Consider the following 12,171-nt stretch of genomic DNA (forward strand, 5'->3'; position numbering starts at 1 on the left):
CAGTATGTTAAAAAGCATTAAAATGAAATTGGTGATTTCCTTTTTAGTTACGATTCTAATTCCAATTTCTATTATAGCTGTTATTATGAATAATAGTATGAAAAAAGAAATTACTGATTCGTTCGTGATGTCGACGACCAACGAAGTCGAACTGGTGGATAGCAAAATGTCGCTACTTTTCGATACGGTGAAAGAGAATTTACAATATGTTGCTGACATCCCGATCATCAAGCAAGCCGATAATAGCATTAGCACTTTCATAAAGCAAACGGAGGATACAAAATCAACATATGCCCAAAACGGCGGCATTGAAAGTCAAATCTATCAGGAATTTGAACGCTTTATCCAGACGCATGCGAACACCCCTTCCATTTTTCTCGGGACGATTCATGGCGGTTACGTGCAGTGGCCGGAACGAGTGAACCCCGCAAAGTACGACCCGCGCACCCGCTCTTGGTATGAGACTGCGATGGCGAATCCAGACCAAGTGACGATTACCGAGCCGTCTGTCAATTCGGTTTCCGGCAATTTGGAAATGGTCAGCGTAATGGTCCTCCGCGACGACAACGGCAAGCCGCTGGGCGTACTCGGTATGGAAACGACTTTCGACACGCTGACCGAACAGCTCCAGAATATCAAAATCAAGGAGACCGGCTATGTCGTTCTGCTCGCCAAAGACGGAACGATTCTCGCTCATCCCCACAATCCCGAGCTGAACTCCAAAAATATTGCGGACATCGGCGTGCCCGAATTTGCCGATATCATAGACAAAACGGCGGATCATTTCGAGATTCGAGTCGATGGCACGGACTATATGACCAACTTGTATACGTCGCAGACGACCGGATGGAAATACTTGTCGATCGTTGAGAAAAGAGAGCTGTCACAAGAAGCCAACAAGATCGGAAAGCTCAATCTTCTTACCAGCTCGATATGCGCCATCTTAGCCGCGCTAGTGGCGCTACGGGTGGCATCGAACATTACGAAGCCGATTCAGACGATCGCTGCCACTATGAAGGAAATCGGCACCGGAGATTTCACGGTCGAGGTTCCTGCCTCTATTCTGCGCCAACAGGATGAAGTCGGCGTGCTGGGGCAATCGCTGCAGGCGATGCAGACCTCCATCCGTCATCTCACCGGGGAGATTCACAGCGCCGCGAATACACTGGCCGCTTCTTCAGAACAGCTATCCGCTCATACGGAAGCAAGCACGGCTCAGATTCAGGAAGTCAATTCCATCGTCAAGGTCGTCGCCAGCGGCGCCGAGATGCAAAAACGAGGTACGGATGAAGGAAACAAGGCCATGGAAGAGATGGCCATCGGCATTCAGCGCATCGCGGAAAGTACAACGAGCATCTCCGAGACGTCGATGGATACGACCGACCAAGCGAAGCAAGGCAACATCCTGCTCCAGGAAGCGGTGCGGCAGATAAATACTATCGATGAATCGGTGAAGCATTCGGGGGGACTGGTGCAGACTCTCGGCGAGCGGTCGGAGCAAATGGCCCACATCGTCGATGTCATCACCCAGATCGCATCGCAAACGAACCTGCTTGCGCTCAATGCGGCGATTGAAGCATCCCGAGCTGGAGAACATGGCCAAGGCTTTGCCGTCGTCGCCCAGGAAGTAAGGAAGCTGGCGGAACGCTCGGCCGATTCTGCCCGTGAAATCTCCGACTTGATTGAGGAAACGAGACACGATGCCCGCAAGGCCGTGGAATCGATGGAGGACGTGCGGAGTAGCGTCGCTGACGGCATTGAAAAGGTGCAGCATTCGGGAGCAACATTCGATCGCATCTTAACGGATATTACGGATATCGCGGGTCAGATTCACGACACATCGGCCGTATCGGAAGAAATGTCCGCCGGCGCCGAGGAAGTGCTTGCTTCCGTAAATGAGATCGCGCACATCGCCGAGAAGAACGCGCAGCAGGCCACGGAGCTGGTGAAGTTCACGGATCAGCAACTGGGCGATATGGACTCGTTGCTGAACAATGCGGAACAGCTTAATCAAATGGCACAAACGCTGAACCAGATGATAAGCCGGTATAAAATATAAGGGAACGCAGCAAAGGCGGAGCAGGAATCATACCTGCTCCGCCTTGCTTGTCTTTCCTTAACTTCGGGCTGTCCTTTATTTGATCAGCAATCCCCGCTGCATCGCTTTCCAGACCAGTTGGGAGAACAGACTGTTCGACCAGGCGAACCACGGACGGGTGAAGATGGCCGGATCGTCCGCGTGGAAGCCTTCATGCATAAAGCCGGTACTGGCATCGGTCGCTTCCAATGTGCCGATGAGCGACACGATCTCCTCATCGCTGATCGCCGTCAAGCCCTGCATCGAGAGCGCCATATGCCATACATAGCCATCCGTCGTATGGGGGCTGCCGATTCCCGAGGCGGCCTTGCCTTCGAAGTAGTACGGGTTCTCCTTGCTCAGAATGAAGCGGCGCGTATTCTGGTAGATCGGATCTTCTGCGCCCGTATAGCCGATATACGGAATCGACATAGACTCGGCGTCCCTGCATCGTCCATCAGGCAGAAGTTGCCGAAGCCATCCGTCTCATACACGTACATTTTTCCGTAGGTCGGGTGATTGCAGGTGCCGTACAACTGGATGCCGTGCTCCATCTCTTTTTCAAGCTTGTGCATTTCCTTCACGAATGCTTCGTCGCGGAAGCCGTACTTCGCGATCTCCTGCATCTGGCGCAACGAGACGACTGCGAACATGTTGGAAGGAATATTGTAATGGAAGTCGCAGGCATCGTCGCTTGGACGGAAGCCGGACCACGTCATCCCCGTATAGTTGACCGGCATGCCAAGGCCGTCGTTGCGCAACGTATCGATATCCGGGCAATTCTCGCACATGAAGCGGTATCTAAAATATCGGTGCGCCCCGTCTCTTTCCAATACATATAAGCGAGACGAATCGTGAAGCACATCGAATCAAGCTCATATTTACGCTTCCATACCCATGGGGACATGTCGGTCTGGTCATTCGCATCCCAGTGCCAATCGTTCGGGCCTTCATTGAATGCGTTTGCATACGGATCGATATTGATATAGAACATATGGCGCTTGATCAAGCCGCCGATGATGCGCTGCAAATCGATGTCATTCTTCGCTAATGGGACATAGTGAATGACTTGCTCTACCGAGTCGCGCAGCCACATGGCCGGGATGTCTCCAGTCAACACGAAGGTCGTGCCGTCCTCCAGCAGCTTTGTCGTTGTCTCCAGCGTATTTGGGAAGCAGTTCTTGAATTGCTATGCCTGACGTCAAAGTCGGTTCAGCAGGGATGGCGTTGCGCCGGATCGGCCTTCGGCAATAATCCCCGGGTGGAATCGTATTGCGCGATATGGGGAAAAATTCGGACGTACCTTCCTGACCAACTTGAAAAAAAGAGCAAACATTGCTCCGGCCAGCCGCTTCCTCTATAATCTAAGATATAATGACAAAACAAATTTATTGATGTTATTATTGAAAATATTTTTATCATTTCGGTACGTATGATTCATCTCATGAGACGGGAAAGGAGGGATTCTATGAATCTGAGCCAATTGGAAACGCTTATCACGATCTCCAAGACAATGAGTTTCCGCAAAGCCGGCGAATTGCTGAACCTGACTCAGCCCGCCGTATCTGCGCAAATCAAAAGCTTGGAAGATGAATTCAAAACCACTCTCATTGATCGCAATCAGCCGGTCACCCTGACCGACAGCGGCCGATTGTTTCTTGAAAATGCCGAGCACATACTCCAAATCGTCGATGATTTGAAGCAAAAGCTGACCGATTTGCAGCAAACTCCGCAGGGACATATCATACTCGGAACGACGACATCAATTGCCATTCAAATTCTCCCACGGGTGCTTTCCTATTTCCAGGATCAGTTCCCGCTCATCAACACGACCATCTTGTCCATGCCTTCAACCCAAGTCATGAGCCAAATCGAAAACGGCACCGTGGATATCGGAATCGGGTATTTGAATGAGCAGAACCCGAATCTTGTCTCTTCCGTTCTCTACTACGACACGTTCGAACTGGTGGTCAATCCGAACCATCCGCTAGCTAGGTATAAGCACGGCACCATGGAGCTGCTGCGGGATATCCCTCTCATTATGCTGTCCACCGACACGCTGGGCCGCCGATTCGCGGATGAGACGTTCCGCCGTCACGGCATTCAGCCTCATATCGTAATGGAATTGAACAGCAGCGAGGAAGTGAAGCGGATGGTGGAGCTGAATCTTGGCGCGGCCATCATTTCGAAGCTGTCCGTCAGCAACGAGTTGAAGCGAGAATCACTTCAGATTGTACATATCCATGAGTTGGAGATTACCCACCCAGTCGGCGTCATGTACCGTACGGGCCGATATTTAAATTCCGCGATGCAGCAGTTCCTAAATGACCTGAAAGGCATGCCGGAAACGCAATTCATCGGGTCAGAGTAGGAGGAAGAGAAGATGAAATTCGACTTGCATACACATCATTTCCGCTGCGGGCATGCAGACGGAAATATACGGGATTATATCGAAGCTGGGATCGCGAACGGGCTGCACGTAATCGGCATTTCTGATCATACCCCGTACTTCGGCAGAGAGGAAGATCAGGCTTTTCCCAATATCGCGATGGCTAAGAGCGACTTCGAGAATTACGTGAACGAAGTACTTGAACTGAAGCGGGAATATGAAGGACGCATCGACGTGCTGCTCGGCATTGAGTCCGACTATTTCCCTCCGCACGCCGAAACATACCGGCAAATGCTCGACCGGTATCCGTTCGATTATATTATCGGATCCGTTCATTATACGAACGGGGTCAGCATTTTCAACAAGAACCGGTGGAAGAAGCTGTCCGAAGAAGAACGCGTCGCCCAGAAGATTACGTATTATGAACTTATTCGCGATTCCGCCCGCTCCGGCATGTTCCAGATTCTCGGCCACATCGACGCGATGAAGGGCAACTATCCGGCTTTCTCGGATATCGCCGCCGCCGAGGCTATCGATGAGACGCTGTCTGTCATCGCCGATTGCGGCGTGGCAATCGAGATCAATACGTCCGGTAAGACGAAGCGGAGTGGCGGCTGGTATCCATCCGATGATATTCTCGAACGGGCCCTTTATTTCGGCGTCGATGTCACATTCGGCTCCGATGCTCACAGTCCGTCCCGCGTCAGCGACGAATGGGAGGAAGTCCGAAATCGACTCCTGGAGATCGGCTTCACGTCCTGGGTCTACTACAAGCGAAAAAAAAGACATGAAGTGCCGCTCGCGTAGAGCGGCTTTTGGTTCATTCGACCGCTTCTGACAGCCAGGAGGCAAAAAAAAGAGGACCTGAACATTCAGGTCCGACTCAAGGGATATATATTCATCAAAGGGGGTCTTGTTAATAAGATACCCCCTTAACATTAACCTCCGTTAACAGAAATATTACCGTTGTGTAACAAATGATGAAAATTTGATGATCGAATCGCATATTGCAGTCAACAGGACAAGACCGTCCCCGGCTGTCCTCATTGTCCGTACAAGCTGGCATGATTGGTGCTGCTGCCGCTTCCAAGTCTATGCTTCTCCGCTCTGAATCCCCCGGTACACGCCGGTGCGCAGCTCCCGAACGTATGGCTGCAGGCCGGGTATATCCGCCTCCTGGGCTGCCCGAACAGCCCGTTCGATGTCATAGGGCACCCGGTAGAAATGAATTGAAAATTCGCTTGTCGCAACCTGGCCTACACTGCCTTGCAGCATAATATATGAGGCCTGGGTAATGTCGAGCGGATTCCCTACGCTTCCGCAATTGACCAACGTACGGCAATGAAGATGCTGCAAAAACGCGTTATGAATATCTCCGTATATGACGACATCCGGCGATTGGCATGGATGAAGCGGCTCGTTGAGGGAAGATGTGAATTCGAACATGCTGAGTCTTCTCTCCTCCGAATCCCACGGCTGTACCCGATGATAGACGCTCTGAGGAGACGCATGGACGAGACGGATATGCCGACCGCTCATGATCAAGTCGTGAGAAAACGGAAGTGCGGCCAGCATGATCCGGCGCTTCTCGCCCAGCCGCTCGGCATGCCAGCGGAATTGAATATCCTCTTCCTTCCGCAGGACCAGTTCGTCCCAATTCCCGCGCACGATGATATCGCAATGCTCCCCTATGAGATCGACCGCCTCCGCCGGATTCGGACCCTTCCCGACGACATCGCCAAGACAGTAGATCCGGTCGGCGCCTTGGCGCTTCACATCCTGCAGCACCGCTTCCAATGCCTGCAAATTCCCATGTATATCTGAAATGATGGCGATGGATTGCATAATAATGTTATGTCTCCTCTCTAGACTATGAATGTCGGTGTCCTTGTTCTGTGTTATGCACGGGCAATCCGACTTATGAACCCCTTTTTCTCGCATCAGAGCGATCAGCGTCCGTCTGGAGGACAGAACAAGCGAATCGGCAGCCCGGTCGTCCCGATGCCGCAGCTTGTATAGACGTGAGGACAAATATCCCTGTTCCTTCCAGTGTACTTTTATTATGAATCAGCATGCAGTTCAATGCAAACGGCAAAAAAATAGGATGTAAAGAGGTCATAAATCAATGCGATAGCAAGAGGAGGCGTCACCCATGACAGATATGGCGTTACATTTTGAACCAGCGCTTGAACATCAGTTTGGTCGTATCTTTATTCATTTCCGCGATAGATGTCGTCAATGGAATCTCCTTCGGACAGGAGCGGACGCAGTTCTGCGAGTTGCCGCAGCCTTCAATGCCGCCATCGTCCAGCAGCGCCTCCAGACGCTCATCCTTGTTCATCTCGCCCGTCGGATGCGCGTTGAACAGACGGACTTGAGATATCGGTGCCGGTCCGATGAAGCTTGTCTTGTCATTCACATTCGGGCAAGCTTCGAGACATACGCCGCAGGTCATGCACTTCGATAGCTCATACGCCCATTGCCGCTTCGTCTCCGCCATGCGGGGTCCCGGGCCTAGATCATACGTGCCGTCAATCGGGATCCAGGCCTTGACGCGCTTGAGCGCATTGAACATCCGTTCCCGATTGATGACCAGGTCGCGAACGACCGGGAACGTCTTCATCGGAGCCAAGCGAATCGGCTGCTCCAGCTTGTCGATCAAGGCCGAGCAGGCTTGACGAGGCTTGCCGTTGATAACCATCGAGCAGGCGCCGCACACTTCTTCCAGACAGTTCGACTCCCAGCAGATCGGAACCGTCTCTTTGCCCGACGTATTGACGGGATTTCGCTGGATCTCCATCAGGGCGCTGATGACGTTCATGTTCGGGCGATACGGAATTTCGAATTCTTCCGTATAAGGAGCCGCATCAGGCGAATCCTGACGCGTTACAATGAACGTAATCTTCTTGGATGATGCCACTGCTTCCGCCATCGTTATTCCCCTTTCTTTTTCCTTTTTTTATCCGTCGTGTAATCGCGCTTCCGCGGTTCAATAAGCGATACATCTACCTCTTCGTAGCCGATCTCCGGTCCTTCCGGTGTCCAAGCGGCAATCGTCGTCTTGAGGAAATCCTGATCGTTGCGCTCAGGGAATTCCGGCTTGTAATGGGCGCCGCGGCTTTCGTTGCGGAGCAGGGCGCTCTTCGTCATCGCTTCGGCCAGTTCGAGCATGTTCCACAGCTGGCGGGTGAAGCTGGCGGCCTGGTTGTTCCAGCGTGCCGTATCTGACATATTGATGTTCGCATAACGCTGCTTCAGCTCTTTCATCTTCATGAGGGTCTCTTCCAGCTTCGAATTGCAGCGGACGACCGTCATATTGTTCGTCATCCATTCGCCCAGCTCTTTATGTAGAACGTAAGCATTCTCGCTGCCGTCCATCTTGAGTAGAATCTCGTAGCGATCCGCTCTCAGCTTGACTTCGCGGTCGAATATGCTGGCGGAGATATCCTCGACGGACTTATCCAGTCCGCGAATATATTCGACGGCCTTCGGCCCCGCCACCATGCCCCCGTAAATGGCGGACAGGAGAGAATTGGCGCCGAGACGGTTCGCCCCGTGATACTGGTATTCGCATTCCCCTGCGGCGAACAGGCCTTTAATGTTCGTCATCTGATTATAGTCGACCCACATGCCGCCCATCGAATAGTGGACAGCCGGGAAGATCTTCATTGGAATTTTGCGCGGGTCGTCGCCCATGAACTTTTCGTAAATCTCGATAATGCCGCCGAGCTTGACGTCAAGTTCCCTCGGATCCTTGTGCGACAGATCGAGGTAGACCATGTTCTCGCCGTTAAGGCCGAGCTTCAAATCGACGCAGACATGGAAAATTTCCCGCGTCGCGATATCACGCGGCATGAGGTTCCCGTATGCCGGGTACTTCTCTTCGAGGAAGTACCATGGCTTGCCGTCCTTGTAGGTCCAAATCCGTCCGCCTTCGCCGCGCGCCGATTCGGACATGAGGCGCAGCTTGTCGTCTCCCGGGATGGCCGTCGGGTGAATCTGAATGAATTCCCCGTTCGCATAGCGGACGCCCTGCTGATAGACGGCGCTGGCTGCCGTGCCGGTATTGATGACCGAGTTCGTCGTCTTGCCGAAAATAATGCCGGGGCCGCCGGTCGCGAGAATAACCGCATTGGCCGCGAACGACTTGATCTCCATGGAGCGGAGATTCTGCGCCGTAATGCCTCTGCATACTTGCTCTTCGTCGATAACCGCCGACAGGAATTCCCAATGCTCATATTGGGTGACGAGGCCGGCGGTTTCCCAACGGCGCACCTGCTCGTCAAGCGCATACAGCAGCTGCTGGCCGGTAGTGGCTCCGGCAAACGCCGTTCGGTGATACTGCGTACCGCCGAAGCGGCGGAAATCAAGCAGCCCTTCCGGCGTGCGGCTGAACATGACGCCCATCCGGTCCATCAAATGGATGATCCCGGGCGCCGCTTCGCACATTGCCTTGACCGGAGGCTGGTTCGCGAGGAAGTCCCCGCCAAATACCGTATCGTCAAAATGCTCCCATGGGGAGTCGCCTTCCCCCTTCGTGTTGACCGCCCCGTTGATTCCGCCCTGGGCGCATACGGAGTGGGACCGCTTGACGGGAACCAGTGAGAACAGGTCAACGTGCACGCCTGCCTCCGCTGCTTTTACGACCGCCATCAGACCGGCGAGACCGCCGCCTACGACGATAATTTTCTGCTTAGCCATTATGCGTCCTCCCCCTTAGCCGATAACCGATTTCACTGTATCCATCATAACGGAAGCCGCCTGGAACTCTTCGCTGCGGAAGCCGATCAGCGACAATACGAACAAGACGGACATAATAACGAACAAGCCCATGCAAATCTGGGCCGATACCTTCTGAGCGCGCGGGCCAATCGTGATTCCCCAGCTCACGAGGAATGCCCACAGACCGTTCGTGAAATGGTACGACGCAGCGATAACCCCGATCGTATAGACGGCAAACATCAGTGGCTGAGAGACGATGCTGTTCATATGGGTTCCCAGCTCTTCATGGGTTACATTGCCAAGCGTAATCTGGAATCGCGTCTCGAACACATGCCATGTGACGAAAATAAATGTGATGACCCCCGTAATCCGTTGCCATAGAAATGCCACGTTGCGTTCGTAGTTGAAGTTCCCTACGTTGTTCTTCGCCGTATAGGCGATATAAAGCCCATACACTCCGTGATACAGAAGCGGAAGCCAGATGCCGAACAGCTCGAGAAAGAATATGAGCGGCAGATCATTCAACATCTTAACGCTGCTCTGAAACGCCTCCTTCCCACCGTCAAATGCCGAGAAGTTGGTCAGCATATGCTCCACAAGAAAGAAGCCTAGCGGGATAATCCCGAGAAGTGAATGCAACTTCCGTGAGTAAAAATAACCTCGTTTCATAAGCGTGCCGTCTCCCCTTTCCCTTTACGTACCAGTAGATTTTGGTAATTGTAACAACCATCATTTTACCCATGCTTGTCGAAATCATCAATATTTTGTCGATTCGCGAAACCTGGGATGATCCATGTTATTCCATAACAACTGGATCTCTTGGGTCATACCGATGTAACCGCTCTCTATAATTGTGACTAAGTTGTGACACTTCTCATGTTACCTCTTTTTCTCTTATAATGGTATTGCAATGTTTTTATAATTTTAATAACTATTATGCATATCAATTCGTATATTTAGAAATTATATCTTTTTATTACGTGACACGAGGAGGAGGATTACCGGTGCTCGATTTGCTGGAATCGTTCGCTACCGTCGTTGAATTGTCAACCTTGAATCAGGCGTCCAAGCGCCTCAATCTGTCCCAGCCCGCGCTCTCTCGCCAGATCGCGAAGCTGGAGAGTGAGCTTGGCGTCGATCTCTTTAGCCGGAACGGCAAGCGGCTAGAGCTGACCCGGGTCGGTCAGATTACGTATGAGTTCGCGCTGGACATCCGCAACCGGCAGCTTGATTTCTTGAAGTCGATCGCGGATTACAAGATCGAAGGCCATGCCTCTGTTACAATAGGGGCGAGCCTGACGACGCTCCAGACGACACTGCCTCTGTTTGTTTCTTTATTTGCAGAAAAATATCCGGATGCGCAATTGAAAACCGTAACCGGCAAGACGCACGAGATCATTTCTTTCATCCGGGATCTAGAGGTCGATGTCGGATTGGTCGCCGACGCGATCTGCGATCCGAGCCTTGTCTGCCTTCCCCTGTTCTCCGATCATCTGGAACTGGTCGTGCCACGGGAGCATGAGATGGCCTCCGGTGTTCAAGACTCGATCACCCGACTGAACGGTCTTCCGATGTTGTTATTCTCCAAAGGCACCTGGTACCGCAAGCTGATCGACGATCTGTTCCGGCGCCATCACATTATTCCCGACATCCGCATGGAGATCGACTCCTTCGAAGCGATCGTCCGCTTGCTGTCTCCTTGCCATGCCGCAGCGCTGCTCCCCAAATCATACTTGCGCTCCGAATGGCTGGACGACAACGGACTCGTCGCCATTCATCTGAAGGAGCTGGTACAGACGAAGCGGATCATGTCGCTTGTCTATGCGAAGCAAGCCGCCCTTAGTCTGACTGCAAGGCGGTTCATAGAAGAGACGGCCCGGGCGGCCTCCGGATGGAATATGAAATCGAAGCAGGAATAGGAAAGGATGTGTCGAATCTAATTTTTGTTACATCCACAGAGATACAGAAATCCGATATGTTCATACATGATAGGGGAAATCTAGGAGGTAGATAAGATGAAAGTATGCAATCGATGCGGCGAACTGCTGCAGGAGCACGAAGTACATACGTGCCGGGTCAATGACGGCCGTCCCGGCGACGAAGGCCCGGCGTCCTCGGTGGAACGCCGGGAGGCTGCCGCCGCGGCGGAGCAGCCGTTCCCCATCCGCCCGATGCAGGAGCCTGCACAGCCGTCTCCCCCCCCTTCCGGCGCGCCCAGGACGTCGGCCCCGAATATCGATATGGCACGCGTCGTTCGCCTCATGAAGGAGCCGCAGGAGGCAAGCGATATGACGACGGGGGCCGATGATTGGTACGGCGTAATCGGGGCTGCCGTGTCCGCGGTCGGATTTGCGCTCTTCGGCTATCTGTTCCTTAACCGATTTGCTATGTTTTTGCTAGGCACTTTATCGTTTGGACTCGGCAGCACATCTCTGCCTTTTTCGTATTTGTTGCAGTTCATTCTACTCTATCTCGTCGCCTTGGTCGCCCTCTTCGGTTCGCTCTACTTCGTGAGCCGCTGGAAGGGCGAGCGGAAGCTCGACGCCAAGACATTCTTCGTGCAATTAGCCGCGATGCAGATGCCTTACGGCCCCATCTATACGGTCGCCGGAATCATCACGATGTTGTCATTCCATTCATTGGCGCTCGCCATCGCCGGCCTTGCCTGGCTTGTATCGGTCATGTTGACCATCTATGAATCGCTGGAGCAAGCCCAAGTGTCGCGGAACAACCGCTTCGTATACGTACTGGCCAGCCTCAGCGGCTACTTCTTGCTCTTATTGATTATGACCAAAATTCTGTTCTAATCCCGTCCTGAAAACATCACAACAAACATAATCAACAACGACGGAGAAACGCCATGGCGGGTGGAGGCCGTTATTCAGCAGCACCAATCCCACCTGTGCATAGCAAGTCAAAACAGTCACAATGAATCCATCACGCATACGAAAGGATGGATTCAAAATGGAAACGAGTTTACAAG

10 protein-coding genes and 1 pseudogene are annotated in these 12,171 nt (G+C 52.6%); 5 read left to right on the top strand and 6 right to left on the bottom strand.

Annotation, left to right across the window (positions count from 1 at the left end; all coding sequences use genetic code 11):
- The first annotated feature begins 4 nt into the window (after window positions 1-4).
- On the top strand, window positions 5-2,059 hold the full coding sequence (locus tag PPOP_RS00075) for a methyl-accepting chemotaxis protein (RefSeq protein WP_006283903.1): 2,055 nt from the start codon (window positions 5-7) through the stop codon (window positions 2,057-2,059).
- 75 nt (window positions 2,060-2,134) lie between these two features.
- On the opposite strand, the pseudogene PPOP_RS00080 reads toward PPOP_RS00075, so the two are convergent.
- Window positions 2,135-3,263: pseudogene (locus tag PPOP_RS00080) on the bottom strand (glycoside hydrolase family 125 protein); the annotation flags it as partial.
- A 282-nt stretch (window positions 3,264-3,545) separates the two neighbouring features.
- On the opposite strand from PPOP_RS00080, the gene PPOP_RS00085 reads away from it, so the two are divergent.
- Window positions 3,546-4,448, top strand: coding sequence for a LysR family transcriptional regulator (locus PPOP_RS00085; protein WP_006283907.1), 903 nt, complete (start codon window positions 3,546-3,548; stop codon window positions 4,446-4,448).
- A 12-nt stretch (window positions 4,449-4,460) separates the two neighbouring features.
- Window positions 4,461-5,273, top strand: coding sequence for a histidinol-phosphatase (locus PPOP_RS00090; protein ID WP_006283908.1), 813 nt, complete (start codon window positions 4,461-4,463; stop codon window positions 5,271-5,273).
- Between the two features lie 285 nt (window positions 5,274-5,558).
- Here PPOP_RS00090 and PPOP_RS00095 read toward each other — a convergent pair whose 3' ends face one another.
- From PPOP_RS00095 to PPOP_RS00110, 4 genes are all read right to left on the bottom strand, one after another.
- Window positions 5,559-6,311 carry a metallophosphoesterase family protein gene (locus tag PPOP_RS00095; protein ID WP_006283909.1) on the bottom strand — a complete coding sequence of 251 codons (753 nt, stop codon included), beginning with the start codon at window positions 6,309-6,311 and terminating at the stop codon, window positions 5,559-5,561.
- A gap of 322 nt (window positions 6,312-6,633) precedes the next feature.
- Window positions 6,634-7,398 carry a succinate dehydrogenase iron-sulfur subunit gene (sdhB, locus tag PPOP_RS00100; protein ID WP_006283910.1) on the bottom strand — a complete coding sequence of 255 codons (765 nt, stop codon included), beginning with the start codon at window positions 7,396-7,398 and terminating at the stop codon, window positions 6,634-6,636.
- 2 nt (window positions 7,399-7,400) lie between these two features.
- On the bottom strand, window positions 7,401-9,167 hold the full coding sequence (sdhA, locus tag PPOP_RS00105) for a succinate dehydrogenase flavoprotein subunit (RefSeq protein ID WP_006283911.1): 1,767 nt from the start codon (window positions 9,165-9,167) through the stop codon (window positions 7,401-7,403).
- Window positions 9,168-9,182: 15 nt separating this feature from the next.
- Window positions 9,183-9,857 carry a succinate dehydrogenase cytochrome b558 subunit gene (locus tag PPOP_RS00110; RefSeq protein ID WP_042226695.1) on the bottom strand — a complete coding sequence of 225 codons (675 nt, stop codon included), beginning with the start codon at window positions 9,855-9,857 and terminating at the stop codon, window positions 9,183-9,185.
- Window positions 9,858-10,192: 335 nt separating this feature from the next.
- On the opposite strand from PPOP_RS00110, the gene PPOP_RS00115 reads away from it, so the two are divergent.
- Together PPOP_RS00115 and PPOP_RS00120 are read left to right on the top strand one after the other, a co-directional pair.
- The gene (locus tag PPOP_RS00115) at window positions 10,193-11,107 is read left to right on the top strand and encodes a LysR family transcriptional regulator (protein WP_006283913.1); all 915 of its coding nucleotides are present in this window, start codon (window positions 10,193-10,195) and stop codon (window positions 11,105-11,107) included.
- 96 nt (window positions 11,108-11,203) lie between these two features.
- The gene (locus tag PPOP_RS00120; protein WP_006283914.1) at window positions 11,204-11,995 is read left to right on the top strand and encodes a hypothetical protein; all 792 of its coding nucleotides are present in this window, start codon (window positions 11,204-11,206) and stop codon (window positions 11,993-11,995) included.
- On the opposite strand, the gene PPOP_RS23660 is transcribed toward PPOP_RS00120, so the two are convergent.
- Window positions 11,966-12,171, bottom strand: a 206-nt coding sequence (locus PPOP_RS23660; RefSeq protein WP_234399618.1) for a hypothetical protein, incomplete at its 5' end; no start/stop codon positions are given. The genes PPOP_RS00120 and PPOP_RS23660 overlap by 30 nt on opposite strands.

Origin of the sequence: Paenibacillus popilliae ATCC 14706 (genome assembly GCF_000315235.1) — a bacterium.
Lineage (GTDB): Bacteria > Bacillota > Bacilli > Paenibacillales > Paenibacillaceae > Paenibacillus_B > Paenibacillus_B popilliae.